This is a genomic window from Dryocola baronae, assembly GCF_051297175.1.
Taxonomy (GTDB): Bacteria; Pseudomonadota; Gammaproteobacteria; order Enterobacterales; family Enterobacteriaceae; genus Dryocola.
Genome location: NZ_JBINNY010000001.1, coordinates 4,927,460 through 4,947,040, shown reverse-complemented (window position 1 = coordinate 4,947,040; position 19,581 = coordinate 4,927,460). Strand labels below are relative to the sequence as shown.

Sequence of the window (19,581 nt, the reverse complement as noted above, 5' to 3'; positions counted from 1 at the left end):
ACAGGGTTAAAGCTCTAATGCGCTAGCTAATGGGGTGACGTTGAAGCGTTTGCCGAGTGCGATAAGCTCATCGCGGCTGATGGTCTGCTTCATGCCGCCCATCGAAATGACTTTCACCAGGACTTCCGCAGATTTTTCGGCGGTGTCGATCAAGCCAAAGGCTTCGTCAAGCGTAGGGCCTGTGCCGAAGACGCCGTGGAACGGCCACAGCACGAGAGAATGTTTTGCCATTTCGTCGGCGGTGGCGTTACCGATTTCGTCGGTGCCCGGCACCATCCACGGCAGGATGCCCACGCCGTCCGGGAACACCACCAGACACTCGGTGCTGCCTTCCCACAGTTTGCGGGTGATGACGTCGGTGCGATTTTCCAGCACGTAGGTCAGGGCGATCAGGTTGGTGGCGTGGCAGTGCATGATCACGCGGTCGCGACCGTCGGTCGCTTTAATGCGAACGCAGTGCGACTGGAAGTGCGCGGCCAGCTCGGAGGTTGGCACCGCTTCGTTTTCCAGACCCCACAGAATGTGGTAACCCGTACCTTTGCTGTCCACTTTCACCACGCCGATATTGGCGGCCGGGGCGAGCTGCACGTTGCGGAAGAATTTGCCGGAGCCGGTAACGATAAACGGCGTGTTGGCGAGTTCCGGCATGGTTTGGCTCAGCGCGATATAGCGCGGCTCGGCGTGGAAATCAGCCTGGAAAGGCGCGATGTCCGCTTCGCTCAGGCGCATAGTGATGTTGCCGCCGTTGCGTTCATCCCAGCCTTTCAGCCAGGCATCGCTCGTTGCTTTGATCATGCCTTCTACAAACCAGGCGTTGAGGATGTTTTGCATAGTCTTGTGATTCCTTAATCTTTGAATGTCGGGTGGCAGACGTCGGATGGCGCTCACGCTTATCCGACCTACACCCGCTCAACCTTCGTAGGGGGGATAAGCGCGAGCGCCATCCACCGCAAGTTCATTACCCGCGCTGGCTTAAAACGTCTTTCTCGTAGCCGCGCACGTTTTCCAGCCACTGCGCATCCACCGGGGTGTCGTGACGCTGGCAGTACATTTCCCACACGGCCTGCCACGGCAGGCATTTCTGCTCTTCGAGCAGCGCCAGGCGCGCGGTGTAATCGCCTTCGTTTTCCAGGCGTTTCAGGGTTGCGGTTGGCTCCAGCAGGGCGCGCAGCAGGGCTTTCTTCATGTTGCGGGTGCCGATAACCCACGCCGCGATGCGGTTGATGGACGCATCGAAGAAGTCGAGGCCGATGTGAACGCGGTCGAACAGGTCGTGACGGATGATTTCGCTGGCAATCGCCTGGGTTTCATCGTCCAACAGCACCACGTGGTCGCTGTCCCAGCGTACCGGGCGGCTTACGTGCAGCAGCAGGCGCGGCACGTAGAGCATGGCGCTGGAGATTTTGTCGGAGATCACTTCGGTCGGGTGGAAGTGGCCCGCATCCAGGCACAGCGCGGTCTGGCGGCTGGTGGCATAGCCGAAGTAGAACTCGTTGGAGCCGACGGTGTAGCTTTCAGCGCCGATGCCGAACAGCTTGCTTTCTACGGCGTCGATGTGGTGCGCCGGGTTCAGCTTCTCGCTGATGGCTTCGTCGAGCGCAGCCATCAGGCGCTGGCGCGGAGCCAGGCGGTCAACGGTGATGTCTTTCATGCCGTCCGGGATCCAGATATTCATCACCGACGGCGTGCCGAGCTGCTCGCCAAAGTAGGCAGAGACTTTGCGGCTCGCCTTCACGTGGTCGATCCAGAACTGGCGGGTTTTATCGTCCGCGTGGGAGAGGGTAAAACCGTCGGCGCTCAGCGGGTGCGAGAAGCATGACGGGTTAAAGTCCAGGCCCAGCCTGTTGGATTTCGCCCATTCCACCCAGTTCTTGAAGTGTTCCGGCTTGATTTTGTCGCGGGAAACCGGCGTGTCGGATTCGAGATAAATGGCGTGCAGGTTCAGGCGTTTTGGCCCTGGGATCAGGCTCAGCGCCTGTTCCAGATCGGCGCGGAGTTCGCCCGCGTTGCGCGCTTTGCCAGGGTAGTTACCGGTTGCCTGAATGCCGCCGCTCAGCGCGCCTTCCGGGTTTTCGAATCCAGCAACGTCATCGCCCTGCCAGCAGTGCATAGAAACGGGCAGGCGGTCGAGCTGGCGCAGCGCCTCTTCGACGTCAACGCCGACGGCAGCAAAGCGCTGCTTTGCCAGTTCCCAGGCTTGATCAATAGGTGTGGTCATGCGCAAAACTCCTTACAGGTTTGACGGTTGTGCGTTAACTGCGCCACGTAGCGGGCAATTTCGCTGTCTGTTTGTGGGGTAAAAGATTTGAGTTGGTAGCTGGCGGCGACGATGTTGCGGAAGTCGTCGACGTCGGTAATTTCGTCCAGCGCCATGAGCTGGCAGCCGATATTGCCGAGCGTGGAGGCTTCAATCGGCCCGGCCAGCACCGGCACGCCGCAGGCATCAGCGCAAAGCTGGTTTAACAGCGCGTTCTGGCTGCCGCCGCCCACGATGTGCAGGCAGCTCACCGGCTGGCCGCGCAGGTCGGCAAGCTCGCGCAGAATGTCGGCGTACAGCAGCGCCAAGCTGTCGAAAATGCAGCGCGCGATTTCGCTGTCGCTTTGCGGGATCGGCTGGTGGCTTTCACGGCAGGCGGCCTGGATTTCGCGGGTCATGTTTTCTGGGTTGATAAAGCGCTCGTCGTTCGGATTGATCACGAACGTGCAGGCCGGAATGGTCTGCGTACGGGCGATGAGGTCAGCCAGATCGGTTATCGCCAGCTCTTTGGTCACGCGCTGTAACAGCCACAGGCCCATGATATTTTTCAGCACCCGGTAGCGGCCTTCCGCCCCGCCTTCATTGGTGATGTTGGCGGCCAGCGCCTGGCAGCTGGCGTACGGCGTTTTGCTCTCGAAGCCCATCAGCGACCAGGTGCCGGACGAGAGATAGGCAGCATTTTTATCTTTCAACGGCGCGCCGATGACCGCACTTGCGGTGTCGTGGGTCGCCACCGAAACAACCGGGATTTTGTTGCCTTCACGGCAAACCCACTGGCCGATAACGTTGCCTGGATGCGTCGGCGTGCCGAACCATTTTTGCGGCACACCGACCCAGTCGAGCAACGTTTCGTCCCAGCTATCGCTGTTGATATTGATAAGCTGGGTGGTGGTGGCGTTGGTGTATTCCCAGTTAAGCGCGCCGGTCAGGCGGTAACAGAAGTAGTCCGGGATCAGCAGCGCGTGTTCGACCTTATCAAGCAGTTCAGGCTGTTCTTCGGCAAAGGCGCGGAGCTGGTAAAGGGTATTAAAAGGCAGGAACTGAATGCCGGTGCGACGATAAATATCTTCACGGCCCAGCTGGCTGAACGCCGTTTCCATCACGCCTTCGGTGCGGTTATCGCGATAGGAAACGGGCAGCCCGACGCGGTTGCCGTCGCGGTCAATCAGCACGTAGTCAACGCCCCAGGTATCAATACCGATGCTGTCGATTTTGATGCCTTCATCGCAGGCTTTTTGCAGGCCGGTACGAATTTCGTGTTCCAGCGCGTCCAAATCCCAGGTCGTAAAACCGTCGACCTGCTTGAGGCTGTTTGAAAAGCGGTGGATTTCACGCAGGCTGATGCCGCGGGTTGCACGTTCGAAGCGAGCCAGCATAACGCGGCCGCTTGAGGCGCCGAGATCAACCGCAACACTATGGCGAAGAGTCATTGTGGGGTCCTTGCAGAATTAATTGCCCCCACTCTAAAAAGTAACGCTGGCGTACACCTTCTCGTAGCGGACAGCGCAAATGCACCGCTGGCAAAGAAGCAAAGATGAACGTGAGCCATGTCACAAATAAATATCTGCAAGCGGAAAGCACGGCCTGTGACGCTTCCCGCATTTCCGGATAATTCCCGCCTTTTCTTGAAAAAAGGACGGTTTTTAGCGATTTTTGTGTCGAAAATTCAAGGTGGGAATGAGAAGGGTTCTCTACTATCTGCCGGGTGTTAATCAGCGTGGTGGGTATGAAAATGACAATATTGCACGGCTTTGATTTCTTCCCGTCAGGAAAGGCGTCGGTAGCGATTGAACCTCGCCTGCCGCAGGCGGCGTTTCCAGAACACCACCACGACTTTTATGAAATTGTGATCGTGGAACACGGCACCGGCACGCACGTTTTTAACGGCCTACCTTACACCCTGAGCGGCGGGTCGGTTTGCTTCGTGCGCGATCACGACCGCCATCTGTACGAGCACACCGAAAACCTGTGCCTGACCAACGTCCTCTACCGCGCGCCGGATGCGTTTTGCTTCCTGTCCGGGCTGGATAAGCTGCTGCCGCAGGAGCAGGACGGCAACTATCCGTCGCACTGGCGGGTGAGCCAGTCCGTTTTGCAGCAGGTGCGCGGGCTAATTGAACAGTTTGAACGTATTGGCGACAGCGGCGAAACCCATGCCGTCGCCAACCGTGAAATCCTCTTCATGCAGCTGCTGGTGCTGCTGCGCAAAGGCAGCATGGTCGAAGGGGCGACGAACAGCGAAGGGCGCTTAAACCAGCTGATGGCCTGGCTGGAAGATCATTTCGCCGAGGAAATTTGCTGGGACCAGCTGGCTTCGCAGTTCACGCTTTCCCTGCGCACGCTGCACCGCCAGCTAAAGCAGCAAACCGGCCTCACGCCGCAGCGCTATCTCAACCGTCTGCGTCTGATGAAGGCCCGCCATCTGCTGCGCCACGGGGAAGAAAGCGTCACCGAAATCGCCTTCCAGTGCGGTTTTGGCGACAGTAACCACTTCTCCACGCTGTTCAAACGCGAGTTTGCCTGGTCACCGCGCGAGATCCGCCAGGGCCGGGATGTGCAGATGCTGTAATCGCGAAGGGAATCACCGTTTTTTTGCGCGATAACGCCAATACTTCCCGGTTCGATGTTTTGTCGGTTTTGTAGGGCGGGTAAGCGCAGCGCCATCCCCTTTTTGGACGTTGGCATGGAGATAAAACGGTGGCCGAACACCTCATTCTGAAGAAAATGGATTTCTTTGCGTCAGCCGCCCAGCCCGTGGCGGTGGCCGACCGCTATCCGCAAAACGTCTTTGCCGAGCACACCCACGACTTCTGCGAGCTGGTGCTGGTCTGGCGCGGCAACGGGCTGCACGTGCTTAACGACCGGCCTTATCGCATCACCTGCGGCGACCTGTTTTATATCCGCGCTGAAGACCGCCACAGCTACGAATCGGTGAACGATCTCGTCTTGCACAACATCATTTATTGCCCCGAACGGCTCAAGCTCAACGTCGACTGGAACGATCTGCTGCACAGCCACACGGCGCAGGGCAAAGACCCGCGCTGGCGGCTTTGCAGCCAGGGAATGGCGCAGGCCCGCCAGCTCATCGGCCAGCTGGAGCACGAAAGCCCGAAGCAGGACGCGCTGTCGCTGTGCCTGACCGAAAGCCTGTTCCTGCAGCTGTGCATTTTGCTGCGCCGCCACCGCTATCAGATGCTTGATGCCGCCGGACCGGACAGCGGCGAAACGCTGGATTTACTGATGGCGGCGCTGGGCAAAAGCCTGGAAACGTCTTTTGATATCCAGCAGTTTTGCCAGCAGCATCAGGTGACCGAACGCCATCTGCGTCAGCTTTTCCGTCAGCAAACCGGCATGACCGTTAGCCAGTATCTGCGCCAGCTGCGCATCTGCCAGGCGCAGGATTTGTTGCGCCATAGCGAAATGCTCATCGGCGACGTCGCCACGCGCTGCGGCTTTGAGGACAGTAACTACTTTTCGGTGGTGTTTACTAAAGAGACGGGAATGACGCCACGAATGTGGCGTCAGAGGTACACGTTAGAAGCCTGATCAGTTCGCCATGCCGAGGCCGACGATATTCGCCGCGAGGATAATCACCACGCAGCCCAGGCTCAGCACGCCAACCGGACGGCGACCCGCCGATTTCCACTCCTTCATAATCAGGCCAACGATGCCGCCGCACAGCACGTAGAAGCTCATGTGCAGCATCCAGCTGATGTAATCGTACTGCGGTGGGATTTTTGCGTGGCCCCAGGCGTAGAAGAAGAATTGTAAATACCACATGGTGCCACCGAGCGCGGCGAACAGCACGTTGCTGATAATCAGCGGTTTTGCCAGTGAGAAGTCTGCTTTTACCGACAGGTTTTTAACTTTTGCCAGACGAATGAAGCAGAAGCCGAGGTTAATCACCGCGCCGCCGCCCATGATGATCACATAGCTTGGTAGCGCAACGTAGAGTGGGTCAACGCCAAGCGCCGCCGCCGCCTCGTGCATCGGTTTTGCGGCGTCCATCGCAAATGACATACCGGCGGAGAAAATGCCGCACAGCACGGCCAGGATCAGACCTTTTTTAAGATTAAAGTCTTCCGCCTTGATGCCCATTTCGCGCTCTTTTAGCTGGCCTGCGCGGGTCACAATGCCAACGCCGATAACGGCGACCAGCACGCCCAGCAGCGTCATGCGCCCGCCCGGAGTGCCAATCAGCACGTCAAACTTCCCGGCGAGGATCGGCGTCATTAACGTGCCGACGATAAGCGTGATGCCAATGGCGATGCCGATGCCCATCGACATGCCGAGATAGCGCATCGTCAGGCCGTAGTTGATGTTGCCGATGCCCCACATCGCGCCGAACAGGAACACCGGCAGCAGGGTAGAGAGGTTGAATGAACCGTAGTAGGCCCAGAAATCAGGCAGCAGGATAGCGCTGACCAGCCACGGCAGGATTATCCACGAGACGAAACCGCCAATCGCCCACATGGTCTCCCAGGACCAGCGCTGCACTTTTTTGAACGGGGCGTAGAAGCAGGCGGCGCTCGCCGCACCGACCAGATGCCAAAGTATCCCCATGGTTATCGCGTTACTCATTTTCTATCCCTTTAGTTTTATTGAAAAAACACAGGGGCGACCGCTGACGACCCCAATGTCATTGAGTCTAAAGAGTGAGCAACTGGTGCACCTTCGGCGGGCTGCCGTCGCGGCGGTGATTTTGGCAATATTCAGCGAGTGGGGAGGTTTGCGATCACAATTTTTTAGTTCTTCGCGTCAGGATAATTTCGCGAAGGTGATGAAAAAGGAATGAGGCGGTGCGGCAGAGGCTTTTATCGTCATGACAAGACTCATTTTTTCTTAATCATGACAAAAAGTTATAACCTTATTAAAAGTGCGGCATTGATAAACATTTTCAATATCATTTAATTAACTATAATGAACCAACTGATTACGCGGCGTTAACAGCTTCCGCGCCGCCCGACAATAATGGAGATGATGAACATGAGTTATACACTGCCATCCCTGCCTTACGCCTACGACGCCCTGGAACCACACTTCGACAAGCAAACGATGGAAATCCATCACAGCAAACACCACCAGGCGTATGTCAACAACGCTAACGCAGCGCTGGAATCCCTGCCTGAGTTCGCAAGCCTGCCTGTTGAAGAGCTGATCGCTAAGCTTGACCAGCTGCCAGCAGACAAGAAAACCGTTCTGCGTAACAACGCCGGCGGCCACGCTAACCACAGCTTCTTCTGGAAAGGCCTGAAAACCGGTACCACCCTGCAGGGCGACCTGAAAGCGGCTATCGAGCGCGACTTCGGTAGCGTTGACAACTTCAAGGCTGAGTTTGAAAAAGCAGCCGCTACCCGTTTCGGCTCCGGCTGGGCGTGGCTGGTTCTGAAAGGTGACAAACTGGCCGTGGTTTCTACCGCAAACCAGGACAGCCCGCTGATGGGCGAAGCCGTTTCCGGCGTTTCTGGCTTCCCAATCGTGGGCCTGGACGTGTGGGAACACGCTTACTACCTGAAATTCCAAAACCGTCGCCCTGACTACATCAAAGCATTCTGGGATGTAGTTAACTGGGACGAAGCAGCAGCACGTTTCGCTGCTAAAAAATAAGCCTTTACTTTAAGCTTATTCAGCCCTTGCGTAATAAACGCAGGGGTTTTTTTTATATTCTCATTTTGCCTTAAGCTTAAAGACATAAACCGATTCCCCCTGGCAATAAAACAAAGGTTTTAGCGTCTTTTTCTCTATTTATGATGCGCATTCAATTTTTCCATTAAACCTTTTACTTATATTGAAACATTATTTCAACGAGGGTAGTTTTAGCGTTGGGTATCATTCAATGCATTATTCACTTAGTGAATATTTTATAGGGAAATTCTAATGAAAAAAGCTCTCCTGTTATTATTACCTCTTGTTGTAACAAGCGCGCATGCGGTTTACGTTGACGTTCGTCATGAATATTTAGATGACAGCAAAGCAAACTACGATCGTGCCTATATTTCCCATCGCTTTGGCAGCGGCTTTGGCTTCGCGATTGAAGCCATTTCTAAATCTGGCGGTGACGACACCAACAAAGCCTTCAACGATATGGAAGTGCAGGGCAATGAATATACCGCCAGCTACCAGTTTACTACCGGCTCCGTGGCCTGGCAGCCGGGCGCAGTGTTGGAAACGGGCAATGGCTATTCGGTTTATAAGCCTTATCTGCGTGCAACCTGGACACTCAACGACGCCTGGTGGCTCGGCGCCCGCTACCGCTTCGAATATATTCGCCGCTCGGCCGAGTCTGACACCCGCGAAGATGACACCATTAACCATATGGACGTGTGGGCCGGATATAAGTGGGGTAACTTTGACTGGGTTGTTGAAGGCATTTATAAGAAAGCCGATAAATACGATCTGTATGACGGCGGTAAAGATAATTACGAATATAACTTCAGAACGGCCTATTTAATTGACGCGTGGTCGCCGTTTGTTGAAGTGGGTAACGTGGGCGTAAGAAGCAATACCGATGAGCGCCAGACGCGTTTCCGCATCGGCTTAGGTTATACGTTCTGATAATTAAAAACTGATTTAAATGTAAGGTCCTTACTTGTTTTCGCTTGTGATTTTATCCGGTTGCTTATAAACAACCGGATTTTTTTATCTCGCTAAAACGTAATTACATTACACCAAGCAGTCTTGGTAAGAATAACGTCATTTCCGGAATGAACGTTATCAGCAGCAGGACGCTGATAATGGCGACATAAAACGGCATCAGCGGTTTAATCACTTCTTCTACTTTAACCTTCCCGACGCTTGCCCCGACGTAAAGGCCGCTGCCAACCGGCGGCGTAATGGTGCCGATAGCCAGGTTGTAAACCATCAGAATACCGAAGTGAACCGGGTCTACGCCAAGCTTAATCATGATGGGCAGCAGTATCGGGGTGAAAATCAGAATCGCCGGGCCGATATCCATAAATGCGCCGATCACCAGCAGGAAGACGGTGATCACCAGCAGGATAACCATCTTATTCTCCGAGATGCCCAAAATCATGTTGCTCAGGGCGGTCGGGATATTGGTTATCGACATGGAAAACGACATTGCCGACGAGGTGGCCAGCAGGAACATAATAATGCCGGTCATTACCGTGGTTTGCACAAGAATAGACGGCAGGTCTTTGAGCTTTAAGGTTTTATAGAGGACGACGGTCAGGAACAGCGTGTATACCACGGCGATGGCCGAGGCTTCGATAGCGGTAAATATCCCCTGCACAATCCCGCCGACGATAATGACGATCAGCAGCAGGCTTGGCACGGCTTCGGCGGTCACTTTTAGCGCCACGCCCTTTTGCAGCGCGAAAAACACGCGGTAGTTATTACGCTTCGCCACCACCCAGGTGACGACCATGCAGCCAATTCCCCAGAGCGTCCCGGCAACCATGCCGCCTGCAAACAGCGCCGCAATCGACGTGCCGCCGCTGGCTAACGCATAGAGAATAAAAGCGGTGGTCGGTGGGATCAGCATTCCCGTTGGCGCTGAAGCAATGTTTACCGCCGAGGCGAATCCGCGGTTGTAGCCCTCTTTCGCGCTCATCGGCACCATAACGCCGCCGATAGACGTAGAGGCCGCGATTGCCGAGCCGGAAATTGCGCCAAACATCATATTGCCGATGATGTTGGTATAGGAAAGGGAGCCGGGCAGCCTGCCGGTAAACAGCTTGGCAAAGTTCACCAGGCGGCTTGCGATGCCGCCGCTGTTCATGATCACCCCGGAAAGCACGAAGAACGGCACCGCCAGCAGGGCAAAGCTGTCGAGGCTTGAGAACATTTTTTGCGCGGTGGCAAACATGGAAATTTCGAACGGCAACACCAGCATCATCGTGCTGCACGAGGCGATAACGATACAAATACCGATAGGCGCACTCAGCGCCAGCAGCACCACAAAGACGGCGATGAGAATGAACGAGGCGTAAACGGGATCAATCATGTTGATTCTCCAGAGGCATAGCGGAGGCGTTCGCAGGCGCAAAGCGCGTGCGGAGGATGTCGATGATGTTCATCACGCTGTAGATAATGATCAGCGCGCCTGATACCGGAAGGGCGTAGTAAATCTGGCCCATCGGCACGCCCAGCGCAGGGGAGATTTGCAGCATCGAAATCGACGAGATGCGCAGGCCGCCGATAATCAAAATCCAGACAGAGAAGGCGATAAACACCATCTGCAGGGCCACCGTCCACCAGGCGCGAACCGTTGGCGAGACTTTATCGACCATCAGCGTCAGGCTGATGTGCTGCTGTTTACCGGCAACGTAGGCCATGCCGAGCATGGAAAGCCAGACCAGCGAGAAGCGCAGCATTTCTTCGGTGACCGTACTGGGCACCCCCACCACGTAGCGGCTGATAACCTGCCAGCACGATACGCAGACCATTAAGGCCAGTAACACGCTACAGACGGCCTCGAGCAGTCTGTCGAATCCTTTTCTTATCGTTTCCATTGTTTTTCCTGTGGGGCTGTTTATTTTGCTGACTGAATGGCCTGGTAAAGACCGTCGAGCTGGGGATTTTTCTTCAACCCTTCATAGATAGGCTGCACGGCCTGCTGGAAGGGTTTTTTATCGATGTCGAAGAACTCAACGTTGAAGTTTTCTACCGCTTCTTTTTTGGTTTTTTCTATTTCGGCTTCCCAGGCGGCTTTTTCAAACTCGATGGAGTCTTTAATCGCTTCGCGGATCACGCCAAGCTGCGCGGGAGTGAGCTTTTCAAAGGTGAGCGAGCTCATCAGAAGGATGTCGGGGATACGGGTGTGCATGTCGTAGGTGTAGAAACGGGCGACTTCGCCGTGGCGCGCGATGGTCAGCGCGAACTCGTTGTTTTCAGCGCCGTCGAGAATGCCCTGCTGCAACGAGGTGTAAACCTCAGCCTGGCTCATCGCGATAGGCGAAGCGCCGAGCATCTTGAGGGTGCGGATCGCCGTGTCGCTTTGCATGACGCGGATTTTCTTGCCCTTGAGGTCGTCGATGCTGCGAATCGGCGCTTTGCTCATGTAAAAGTTACGCGACCCGGAGTCATACCAGCCGACGCCCACGAAGCCCTGCGCGGCGGTGGACTGATACACCGGGCCCATCAACGCGTCGTTGTCCATCACCCGGTAAAACTCGGTTTTATCGGCGAACAGGTAGGGCAGAGAAAATACGCCGTAAAGGGGTGAGAAGCTTTCCATTAGGCCGGACGAAACCTTGGTGATGTCCACCACACCCGCCTGAGCCAGCTCAACCAGCTCGCGTTCGCCGCCCAGCTGGCCGTCCGGGAAAAACATCACCTGAACGTCGCCGTGGGTTTTCTCTTCGATTTGTTGGCCGAGGAAGCGCAGGGCATCTTTAACCGGCTGGCTGTTTTCCGCGTAAGCCAGGCGGAGAACGGTTTTGGCGGAGGTAGAGAAGGGGGTGAAGGCAACGCAACATAAAAACACCGTGACTATCCGTAGTAATTTCATCTGAGCCTCATCATGAGTTAATTTCAGCGTGAAAATACGTTATGCGCCCCGGTTAAACCTTTCTATGGTTGCCACTCCGGCCTCGAAAGTGGCACAGAATGGAATATATTGAAATGCAATTTCACAAATTTCGCATTCGTATTTTAATGAAATTAATGGTTCCAGTAGTTTCCAGTAAAGGAGTCCGCCGGGGAGCCGGGGTTAAAAAATCTGTTGCATTGCGCCAGGCGACAGGCGAGCCTGTGGACTCGATTTTTATGTCTGTTGCAGGAACAGGGAGGAGCAGATGCACTATCCGCTACAGGTTTTTATCGGCAAGGTTCGCGACTATGAAGGCAGCCGGCCAAGCGCGATTGCCAAATATCAGGTCGACGGCGAGCTGCGCCTGAACGAGCTGGGCCTGGAGGGCGACCAGCAGGCTGAGAAAGTCATTCACGGCGGGCCTGACCGCGCGCTGTGTCACTATCCTCGCGAACACTACCGCTATTGGGCTCGGGAATTTCCCGAACAGGCCGAACTGTTTACCGCACCGGCCTTTGGCGAAAACCTCTCAATCGAGGGAATGACGGAAAAAGACGTCTATATCGGCGATATTTTCCGCTGGGGGAACGCGCTGATTCAGGTCACGCAGCCTCGCTCGCCGTGCTTTAAGCTTAACTATCATTTTGGCGTCAGCGATATGGCGGCGTTAATGCAGAAGTCGGGGTACTGCGGCTGGTTGTATCGCGTGGTGATGGCGGGCAATGTTTCTACGGACTCAAGGCTTGAGCTGGTATCGCGCGTAAGTGACGTCAGCGTGGCGGAGGCTATCGCAATCGCCTGGCATATGCCATTTGATGATGAGCAGTATCATCGCCTGCTGTCGGCGGCTGGGCTGTCGACGAGCTGGACGCGCACCATGCAGAAACGTCGTCTTTCAGGAAAAATGGAAGATAATTCGCGGCGGCTGGTGGGCAGATAGGTTTGCAGATCTCAGAAACGAAAAAACCCGCCAAAGGCGGGTTTTAGAATTTTTGCTTTTAAGCGAGGCTTACAGGCTAGTTACGTTACCAGCTGCTGGACCTTTAGCACCACTTTCGATGGTGAAAGATACTTTCTGGCCTTCGTCCAGGGACTTGTAGCCATCGTTCTGGATAGCAGAGAAGTGTACGAACACATCTTTAGAGCCATCGTCAGGAGTGATGAAGCCGAAGCCTTTGTCAGAGTTGAACCATTTTACCAGACCAGTCATTTTAGCAGACATAGATATTACCTTTTAGATTGAGTTTGCCTTTCGGCGTAGTGCATTGGTGTGCTTACAGATTTTTTAAAGCGAGAAAGGATAAGCGCACGTCGAAGGGTATCTAGGGATAACTCTTGGAGGACTGCTTTACTAGACTGCTCGAAAGGTCTGTATGTCAAACCGATGGAGGCATTAACGCATATTTAACGTATGGATGACAAGAACTATTTCAGCCATCCATAGGGCTGGAGCTAAAGCCGCCCTAAAAATCCCCGCCTTGCGACGGGGAAATTCATTACTGCATGGCGTTCTGCGCGCTTGAGTAAGCCTGCATAAATGCCTGATGCTGCGAGGCCAGCGGGCCGATCAGTGTGTTGTACTGGCTAGCCTGCTGCGAGGTTGGGAATTGGATGCCACCTGCGGAGAAGGCAACCTGCGTTCCCTGCTGCTGAATGAAATCACCCACCTGCACCAGCTGCTGAGTAAACGTCTGCGCGGCTGGGATCAGCGGAGCCATAGCGTTTGCCGGAGCGGTAACCACTTTCTGATACACCTGGTCGTAAACGGTTTTCAGATCGTCAGGCTGTTTCAGCGTCGAACGCGCGCTATCCGCCTGCATTTTTGCATTCTGCACCTGCTGACCCAGCACGTTAAGAGAGCCGTTCGCCTGGCGCAGCGCATCACGCTGATTCATATAATCCTGCGGAACGCGGATACTGTTCACGCTATCGACAACCGGCTTCATGCCTTCGTCCATCGCCTGGCTAACCTGCTGAGAGAAGCCGTACAGCACGGCATAATCAGAAACCAGCGGGCCGAACTGTTTCTTCTGATCGGCAGTCAGCGTTGGCAGACGTTCGCCGCTACGCATAGCCGTGTTTTGCAGAAAATCGATAAACGCCTTACGCTGATCGCCTTCTTTGTCGAAGCAACCGCTCAGGCTCACCACCATCAATAACGCCGCAAGCGGCGCAAACCAGCGAGAGCAGGACTTACCTGTCGCCATCTTTTTTACTCCTTTCACCATTCAAAGCTTACGCACGAAGCGTACCCGATAATGTTGCTAAGAATAGTCCAAGCCGCCCTCGCAAGATACCCTTTCGCAGCAATCTCTTTAGGGCAAATAAACGCGGCAACCGTGGCGTTATGGGCTTTTTCGGCCGCCTTTTATCGCCTTTCGCACAAAAGGTTGATTGTTGCGTAAATGTTAACCTACTCACAAATCCGTGCTGCGATACGTTGCGCGAGTCTGAATTTAACTTATTAATATTTAATATATTATTTCTTACGTTACGGCTTTGATGCCCCTGTCAGTACGATAATCGTACACTTACACCCGCCGGATGATTGCCGAATAGCCTGACGAATGGTTTGATTTAACGAACGATTAACGAATCTTTGTTCGATAATCGCACATTTGCTTAACTCTGGCCCGCTTCGGCTCACCCTACAATTGGCCGTGGCTTGCTGCCTTCGCAGGACTTGCCTTATGACAAATTCAACCACCGATATTCAGGCATTTATCAACGAGCACCGTTTTTCTAAATTCCAGTGGATGATTCTTGTCCTCTGCTTTGTCACCGTCGCGATGGACGGATTCGATACCGCAATTATTGGTTTTATCGCCTCCGACCTCGTGCAGGAGTGGGGCGTGCAGAAATCTGACCTCGGCCCGGTCATGAGCGCCGCACTCGTGGGGCTGGCGGTCGGCGCGCTTACGGCAGGGCCGATGGCTGACCGCATCGGGCGTAAAAAGGTGCTGGTGCTGTCGATTCTGGTCTTTGGGGGCTTCAGCCTGCTGACGGCCTTCGCCACTAACCTGACCATGCTCGCGCTGCTGCGCTTTCTCACCGGCCTTGGTCTGGGCGCGGCGATGCCCAACGCGGCAACGCTCATGTCTGAATATGCCCCCGAGCGCAAGCGCGCGTTGCTGGTAAACCTGATGTTCGTTGGTTTCCCGATTGGCTCTTCGATGGGCGGCTTCATCTCGGCGTGGATGATCCCGCATTTTGGCTGGCAGAGCGTGCTGGTTCTCGGCGGCGTGATGCCGCTGATTCTCTCCGTCGTGCTGATTTTCTGGCTGCCGGAATCCGCTCGTTATCTGGTGGTAAAAAACAAGCCGCAAAAGGACATCGCCGCCATTTTGAAACGCATTGCTCCGCTCCCGGCGGGCGATAACGTGCGTTTTGTGCTCAACGAAGCGGGCGGACATATAAAAGACAAGACGGCGCTGGGCGTGATTTTCTCGCCGCGCTACCTGGTCGGCACCCTGATGCTGTGTCTGACGTACTTTATGGGCCTGCTGATTTTCTACCTCCTGACCAGCTGGCTGCCGCTGCTGATCCGCGAAACCGGCGCGTCCCTAAGCCAGGCTTCTATCATCACCGCCCTGTTCCCGCTTGGCGGCGGCATTGGCGTGCTAATCATCGGCGCGCTGATGGACAAGCTGAACCCGAACAAGGTCGTGGCGGTGGGCTATTTATTGACCGGCCTGTTCGTCTGCCTCGTTGGCTTCTCGACGTCAAGCCTGGTGCTTATGGGCGTCATGGTGTTTATCGCGGGCACCATCATGAACGGGGCGCAGTCTTCGATGCCCGCACTTGCCGCCGGGTTTTACCCAACGCAGGGCCGCGCCACCGGCGTGGCGTGGATGCTGGGCCTTGGCCGCTTCGGCGGGATACTCGGAGCATTTAGCGGCGCGTTCCTGATGCAGGCCGAGCTGTCCTTCAAAACCATCTTCATGCTGCTGGCAATTCCGGCGGTGCTCTCCGCCATCGCTTTAATGGTGAAATCCTGGGCGGCAACGCGCGCGCCGCGCGAAAATCATCTTGGCAACAGCGAACTGGATAAGGCCACGCAAAAGGCGTGATTTTCCCTCAAACGGCGGTGGGGCGAAACTCACCGCCGTAGGCGAAAATGCATAACTATTTACAAATTTATACTAAGCACCTTCCCCGGCTTGAATTTCAATCTGTTACACCGATTAAATTTTCAGCTGAAACGCATAAGCAGCGCTTCGAATAGAAAATAGTTTCATGGGAAATCATCAGCACACTTTTTTCCGTCTACGCTTAAGGGGCTTCTTAACCTTCACGAGGTCAATGTGTGATTTATGAGGAGTTCTCAATGGAATATAAAGATCCAATGATTGAACTGCTGAGCAGCCTAGAGCAGATAGTTTTTAAAAATGAGACGATAGCTTTCAAAAACAAACCCAACGCGTTTTCTGAATTCGAGCAGCTGCGTAAGAGTACAGGATTGAAAATCGACGATTTCGCGCGCGTCATGGGAGTCAGCGTTTCGATGGTGCAGGAGTGGGAATCAAAACGAATCAGACCCTCCAGTACCGAACTGAAGCTGATGCGCCTCATCCAGGCGAATCCGATGCTTAGTAAGCAGTTGATGGAATAGTAACAGTCTAAAATAATCTGCACCCAGCGCTGGACCGGTTCCAGCGCATTCGGGTGTGGCGCTCCCCTACCGATATCCCTTCCGCACAAAAATAATCAATCCCCCGCTGAGTTATGTATTATAAGGCAGCGCTTAATGGATTATTTATATATTTCAAGGATATAATAAGGGGTATACATTATGGCAGGCTATATTTATCTCCCCGTCCCAACAACCGAAATGATGGAGTTTTGCAGCGACTGGGCCAACGGGCAAAAAGCCAAGGGCAAAACTTCTTATCCCATCTTATTTAATCAACACTCAGGCTTATTAAAGTCCGCGCGGCGTCATTTTGGCGGGGGTGTTTTGCATCGGCTCACGCCTCAGGACAAGCTCTATATTCTTTCTCATGGCGCTGCAACAGGTTCGTCTTTTATCGGCGCAGACAGGGGCAATAGGAAAATTGTCGTGCGCGGTATTACGCAATGGACTGGCGGCACCTTAAAAAAATACAGTCCCCTGGAGTTGGCGTTACTCTTAATACGCGAAAAGCTGCCATTTAATTTTATCGATTTACGCGTTTTTGCCTGCGGCAGTGGCATTGTCCCAAACAAAGAGGGCGTCGAGGCTTCTTTCGCCCAACTGCTGGCTGAAGAAATGCGAAAGCTGGGTTATAAAAATATCCAGGTGACGGGATATCTCGGCAGCGTGCGCTCCTCATACAGTATTCGACAGATCATGCCGGCGCTAGATTATACCCCCGACCGCCACAAAGGGGTGGATATAGACAACCACACTATCCGGGCCTCTATGGCTAAAGTCGTTTTCTAAATTCCCCGAAACCGGACATGGGTCACGACCCAAACGGCAAATTTTAGCCATAACTAAGTGAGGGTTATTACCAAGCAAGCAAAAGGAGGTTGTATGTCTAAGAAAATCCTGGTTCCTATCGATATCTCAGAAATGGAACTTACCCAGCAGGTCATTCCCCACGTTGAAAACTACGCGAAGATCGACGATGCCACGATCCACTTCCTGGCCGTCATCCCTGACTATACCTATTTTGCCGCCTACGGCCTGGGCTACGCGTCGATTGCGCCCGACGTCAAAGAACGGGAGGCCGCAGCCATGGAGGCGTTAGGCGACATCGTCGCTAAGTTCAACCTGCCCGCTGACCGTGTTGAAAAGCACGTTATGAGCGGCACGCCGAAAGACCACATTTTGCAACTGGCTGAAGATATTGATGCCGATGTTGTGATCCTGGCGTCCCACAGGCCGAGCATGTCGACCTATCTCCTCGGCTCGAACGCCGCCGCGGTTGTCCGCCATGCGAAATGCTCGGTGCTGGTTGTGCGTTGATGAACTGACTGGCCGGGTGGCGCTATTTTCAAGGCGAGTAGAACAAGTGCCACCCGCCGTAAAAAAGCCGACTAACGCTTAAAACGTTTCCCAGTTTGCATCTGAACCCGCGTTTATGGCCTGCGGTTTTAAAGCCGTTGGTTTGGGACGCAGCGTTGCCACCGTCGTAATCGCTCGTTTCTCTGCCTGCTGAATACGGAACGCTGCCACGGCTTCACGAAGCTGGCTGGCCTGGCTTTCCAGCGCCGCCGCCGCTGCCGCCGACTCTTCGACCAGCGCGGCGTTCTGCTGCGTCACGCTATCCATTTCTGAAACGGCGAGCGCGACCTGCTCAATCCCTTTGCTTTGTTCGTCCGACGCGGAGGCGATTTCACCCATAATATCGGTCACGCGCGTCACCGCCGAAACGATTTCCTTCATGGTATCGCCCGCCTCGCGCACCTGGCTTGAGCCGGTGCCGATACGCGCGACCGAGTTTTCGATCAGCACTTTGATTTCTTTCGCCGCCTGCGCGCTGCGGCTTGCCAGCGTGCGCACTTCGCCTGCGACCACCGCAAATCCTCGACCCTGCTCGCCCGCGCGAGCGGCTTCTACCGCCGCGTTCAGCGCCAGAATGTTAGTCTGGAAGGCAATGCCGTCGATCACGCTGGTAATATCAACGATTTTCTCGGAACTCTCGGCGATTTCGCTCATCGTGCTCACCACGTTATCCACCACGCGGCCGCCTTTAAGCGCGGTTTCAGAGGCGTTTTTAGCAAGCCCCGTCGCCTGGCGGGCGTTATCGGTATTTTGCTTCACGGTCGCGGTGAGCTGCTCCATGCTGGCGGCGGTTTCCTCGAGTGACGCAGCCTGCTGCTCGGTGCGGGAAGAAAGGTCGTTGCTGCCCGCAGAGATTTCGCTCGCGCCGGTGTAGATCGAATCGGCGTTGTCGCGCACGGTGCTGACGGTACGCACCAGAGACTGCTGCATAACGCTCAGCCCGGCGGCAAGCTTGCTCATCTCGCTGCGGCCCTCGGCGTCAATGCGGCGCGTCAGATCGCCTTCGGAAATCGCCTGAATATGCTCCATCACCCCCTGCAGAGGGCGCAGCAGCACGCGCTGCAGGCCGAGCCAGATCAGCACGATAACGGCGATAACAATCAGCAGAATGGTGCCGAGCGTCCACTGCATGCCGGTGAAGCTGCGCTGGTTTTCTTCGCTCGCCGCCTTCAGCAGGCGGGTATTTTGAACCAGCCACTCATCGTAAATGGCCTTCATGTCGTCCTGCGCCTGCTGGGCGTCGAGGTTGCCGTAGGCCGCGTAGTTATCGGCCTGTAGGAAGGCAATCGACTGCTTGAGCACGTCGTGCAATTTGTTAAAGCCAACTTCCGCTTTGCTATCCAGCGCGCTGTCCTGGCCGTTAACGTCCGGGGAATTCATATAGTTGGCGAAGTATTTTTCCGCCTTACCCAGCGAGACGCCAGCCGTCGCCAGCAGCTTGTTCATCGCCTCAAGCGAAGCCGGATCGCGCTGGTTTTTCAGCATGCGGATGGCAACGCGGTTAATCGTGACGCGGGTTTCCACCAGCGTCTGGAAGCTGCCGCCGAGCTGCTGCTGCTGGTAGTTCAGCATGCCGGTATTCTGGAAGTTTTGCCGATCGTTGCTGACGGAGGAGTAGAACAGCGAGCCGGTGACCAGCAGCAACACGCTGAAAATGGCCAGCGTGATAATGATCCCGGTGATAACTTTGATATTTTTCATGGTGCGCAACACGCCTGTAATTAAGGGAGATAGTAAACATATCGGTGTTACTAATGTTTACTTTAATCGCCGTGGCGTGGGCTGGGTGTTAATGCGTTGATAACGTAAGGTAATTAAATCGCAAAAAAAACCCGCCGAAGC

At 54.8% G+C, this 19,581-nt stretch carries 19 protein-coding genes; 9 read left to right on the top strand and 10 right to left on the bottom strand.

The features are described from left to right. Positions 1-6 precede the first annotated feature (6 nt). The 3 genes from rhaD to rhaB form a co-directional block, all read right to left on the bottom strand. Complete coding sequence (gene rhaD, locus ACSPHG_RS23340) at positions 7-831, bottom strand: rhamnulose-1-phosphate aldolase (RefSeq protein ID WP_435955846.1); 825 nt, start codon at positions 829-831, stop codon at positions 7-9. 127 nt (positions 832-958) lie between these two features. Then, positions 959-2,218, bottom strand: a complete 1,260-nt coding sequence (gene rhaA, locus ACSPHG_RS23335) for an L-rhamnose isomerase (protein ID WP_435955845.1) — start codon at positions 2,216-2,218, stop codon at positions 959-961. Beyond that, on the bottom strand, positions 2,215-3,687 hold the full coding sequence (gene rhaB, locus ACSPHG_RS23330) for a rhamnulokinase (RefSeq protein WP_435955844.1): 1,473 nt from the start codon (positions 3,685-3,687) through the stop codon (positions 2,215-2,217). The genes rhaA and rhaB overlap by 4 nt, the downstream gene beginning before the upstream one ends. A 302-nt stretch (positions 3,688-3,989) precedes the next feature. Between rhaB and rhaS the strand changes: the two genes are divergently transcribed. Then, positions 3,990-4,826 carry an HTH-type transcriptional activator RhaS gene (gene rhaS, locus ACSPHG_RS23325; RefSeq protein WP_435955843.1) on the top strand — a complete coding sequence of 279 codons (837 nt, stop codon included), beginning with the start codon at positions 3,990-3,992 and terminating at the stop codon, positions 4,824-4,826. A gap of 128 nt (positions 4,827-4,954) precedes the next feature. Further along, the gene (rhaR, locus tag ACSPHG_RS23320) at positions 4,955-5,803 is read left to right on the top strand and encodes an HTH-type transcriptional activator RhaR (protein WP_435955842.1); all 849 of its coding nucleotides are present in this window, start codon (positions 4,955-4,957) and stop codon (positions 5,801-5,803) included. On the opposite strand, the gene rhaT is transcribed toward rhaR, so the two are convergent. Continuing rightward, positions 5,804-6,838, bottom strand: a complete 1,035-nt coding sequence (rhaT, locus tag ACSPHG_RS23315; protein WP_435955841.1) for an L-rhamnose/proton symporter RhaT — start codon at positions 6,836-6,838, stop codon at positions 5,804-5,806. 405 nt (positions 6,839-7,243) lie between these two features. Between rhaT and sodA the strand changes: the two genes are divergently transcribed. Continuing rightward, a complete protein-coding gene (gene sodA, locus ACSPHG_RS23310; protein ID WP_034460735.1) occupies positions 7,244-7,864 on the top strand; it encodes a superoxide dismutase [Mn] in 621 nt (206 codons plus the stop codon). 270 nt (positions 7,865-8,134) lie between these two features. Then, positions 8,135-8,812 (top strand): oligogalacturonate-specific porin KdgM family protein, encoded by a 678-nt coding sequence (locus ACSPHG_RS23305; RefSeq protein WP_435955840.1) that lies wholly within the window; start codon positions 8,135-8,137, stop codon positions 8,810-8,812. 103 nt (positions 8,813-8,915) lie between these two features. Here the strand turns inward: ACSPHG_RS23305 and ACSPHG_RS23300 are convergent, their stop codons facing one another. Genes ACSPHG_RS23300 through ACSPHG_RS23290 form a run of 3 tightly spaced genes read right to left on the bottom strand, consistent with a single transcriptional unit; the run spans position 8,916 to position 11,729 of the window. After that, positions 8,916-10,223, bottom strand: coding sequence for a TRAP transporter large permease (locus ACSPHG_RS23300; RefSeq protein ID WP_435955839.1), 1,308 nt, complete (start codon positions 10,221-10,223; stop codon positions 8,916-8,918). After that, positions 10,216-10,731 (bottom strand): TRAP transporter small permease, encoded by a 516-nt coding sequence (locus ACSPHG_RS23295; protein WP_435955838.1) that lies wholly within the window; start codon positions 10,729-10,731, stop codon positions 10,216-10,218. The genes ACSPHG_RS23300 and ACSPHG_RS23295 overlap by 8 nt, the downstream gene beginning before the upstream one ends. Positions 10,732-10,751: 20 nt before the next feature. Further along, positions 10,752-11,729 (bottom strand): TRAP transporter substrate-binding protein, encoded by a 978-nt coding sequence (locus tag ACSPHG_RS23290; protein ID WP_435955837.1) that lies wholly within the window; start codon positions 11,727-11,729, stop codon positions 10,752-10,754. 286 nt (positions 11,730-12,015) lie between these two features. On the opposite strand from ACSPHG_RS23290, the gene yiiM reads away from it, so the two are divergent. Continuing rightward, positions 12,016-12,690, top strand: coding sequence for a 6-hydroxyaminopurine reductase (gene yiiM / locus ACSPHG_RS23285; protein ID WP_435955836.1), 675 nt, complete (start codon positions 12,016-12,018; stop codon positions 12,688-12,690). Between the two features lie 69 nt (positions 12,691-12,759). Here the strand turns inward: yiiM and cspE are convergent, their stop codons facing one another. Further along, a complete protein-coding gene (gene cspE, locus ACSPHG_RS23280; RefSeq protein WP_121264842.1) occupies positions 12,760-12,972 on the bottom strand; it encodes a transcription antiterminator/RNA stability regulator CspE in 213 nt (70 codons plus the stop codon). A gap of 274 nt (positions 12,973-13,246) precedes the next feature. Beyond that, positions 13,247-13,957 (bottom strand): DUF3053 domain-containing protein, encoded by a 711-nt coding sequence (locus tag ACSPHG_RS23275; RefSeq protein WP_435955835.1) that lies wholly within the window; start codon positions 13,955-13,957, stop codon positions 13,247-13,249. A gap of 483 nt (positions 13,958-14,440) precedes the next feature. Between ACSPHG_RS23275 and ACSPHG_RS23270 the strand changes: the two genes are divergently transcribed. From ACSPHG_RS23270 to uspF, 4 genes are all read left to right on the top strand, one after another. Next, positions 14,441-15,820, top strand: a complete 1,380-nt coding sequence (locus tag ACSPHG_RS23270) for an MFS transporter (RefSeq protein WP_435955834.1) — start codon at positions 14,441-14,443, stop codon at positions 15,818-15,820. Positions 15,821-16,077: 257 nt separating this feature from the next. Next, positions 16,078-16,362, top strand: coding sequence for an HTH-type transcriptional regulator (locus tag ACSPHG_RS23265; RefSeq protein ID WP_435955833.1), 285 nt, complete (start codon positions 16,078-16,080; stop codon positions 16,360-16,362). Positions 16,363-16,542: 180 nt separating this feature from the next. Beyond that, on the top strand, positions 16,543-17,172 hold the full coding sequence (locus tag ACSPHG_RS23260; protein WP_435955832.1) for a hypothetical protein: 630 nt from the start codon (positions 16,543-16,545) through the stop codon (positions 17,170-17,172). A 93-nt stretch (positions 17,173-17,265) separates the two neighbouring features. Continuing rightward, positions 17,266-17,700 (top strand): universal stress protein UspF, encoded by a 435-nt coding sequence (gene uspF / locus ACSPHG_RS23255; protein WP_435955831.1) that lies wholly within the window; start codon positions 17,266-17,268, stop codon positions 17,698-17,700. A gap of 78 nt (positions 17,701-17,778) precedes the next feature. On the opposite strand, the gene tcp is transcribed toward uspF, so the two are convergent. Beyond that, positions 17,779-19,440: a methyl-accepting chemotaxis citrate transducer gene (gene tcp, locus ACSPHG_RS23250; protein ID WP_435955830.1), complete on the bottom strand. Its 1,662-nt coding sequence runs from the start codon at positions 19,438-19,440 to the stop codon at positions 17,779-17,781. Positions 19,441-19,581 lie beyond the last annotated feature (141 nt).

Excerpts from the sequence above, each read along its gene's own strand:
- rhaD (WP_435955846.1), bottom strand. The coding sequence starts at position 831 with ATGCAAAACATCCTCAACGCCTGGTTTGTAGAAGGCATGATCAAAGCA.
- rhaA (WP_435955845.1), bottom strand. The coding sequence starts at position 2,218 with ATGACCACACCTATTGATCAAGCCTGGGAACTGGCAAAGCAGCGCTTT.
- rhaB (WP_435955844.1), bottom strand. The coding sequence starts at position 3,687 with ATGACTCTTCGCCATAGTGTTGCGGTTGATCTCGGCGCCTCAAGCGGC.
- rhaS (WP_435955843.1), top strand. The coding sequence starts at position 3,990 with ATGACAATATTGCACGGCTTTGATTTCTTCCCGTCAGGAAAGGCGTCG.
- rhaT (WP_435955841.1), bottom strand. The coding sequence starts at position 6,838 with ATGAGTAACGCGATAACCATGGGGATACTTTGGCATCTGGTCGGTGCG.
- sodA (WP_034460735.1), top strand. The coding sequence starts at position 7,244 with ATGAGTTATACACTGCCATCCCTGCCTTACGCCTACGACGCCCTGGAA.
- ACSPHG_RS23305 (WP_435955840.1), top strand. The coding sequence starts at position 8,135 with ATGAAAAAAGCTCTCCTGTTATTATTACCTCTTGTTGTAACAAGCGCG.
- ACSPHG_RS23300 (WP_435955839.1), bottom strand. The coding sequence starts at position 10,223 with ATGATTGATCCCGTTTACGCCTCGTTCATTCTCATCGCCGTCTTTGTG.
- ACSPHG_RS23295 (WP_435955838.1), bottom strand. The coding sequence starts at position 10,731 with ATGGAAACGATAAGAAAAGGATTCGACAGACTGCTCGAGGCCGTCTGT.
- ACSPHG_RS23290 (WP_435955837.1), bottom strand. The coding sequence starts at position 11,729 with ATGAAATTACTACGGATAGTCACGGTGTTTTTATGTTGCGTTGCCTTC.
- yiiM (WP_435955836.1), top strand. The coding sequence starts at position 12,016 with ATGCACTATCCGCTACAGGTTTTTATCGGCAAGGTTCGCGACTATGAA.
- cspE (WP_121264842.1), bottom strand. The coding sequence starts at position 12,972 with ATGTCTGCTAAAATGACTGGTCTGGTAAAATGGTTCAACTCTGACAAA.
- ACSPHG_RS23275 (WP_435955835.1), bottom strand. The coding sequence starts at position 13,957 with ATGGCGACAGGTAAGTCCTGCTCTCGCTGGTTTGCGCCGCTTGCGGCG.
- ACSPHG_RS23270 (WP_435955834.1), top strand. The coding sequence starts at position 14,441 with ATGACAAATTCAACCACCGATATTCAGGCATTTATCAACGAGCACCGT.
- ACSPHG_RS23265 (WP_435955833.1), top strand. The coding sequence starts at position 16,078 with ATGGAATATAAAGATCCAATGATTGAACTGCTGAGCAGCCTAGAGCAG.
- ACSPHG_RS23260 (WP_435955832.1), top strand. The coding sequence starts at position 16,543 with ATGGCAGGCTATATTTATCTCCCCGTCCCAACAACCGAAATGATGGAG.
- uspF (WP_435955831.1), top strand. The coding sequence starts at position 17,266 with ATGTCTAAGAAAATCCTGGTTCCTATCGATATCTCAGAAATGGAACTT.
- tcp (WP_435955830.1), bottom strand. The coding sequence starts at position 19,440 with ATGAAAAATATCAAAGTTATCACCGGGATCATTATCACGCTGGCCATT.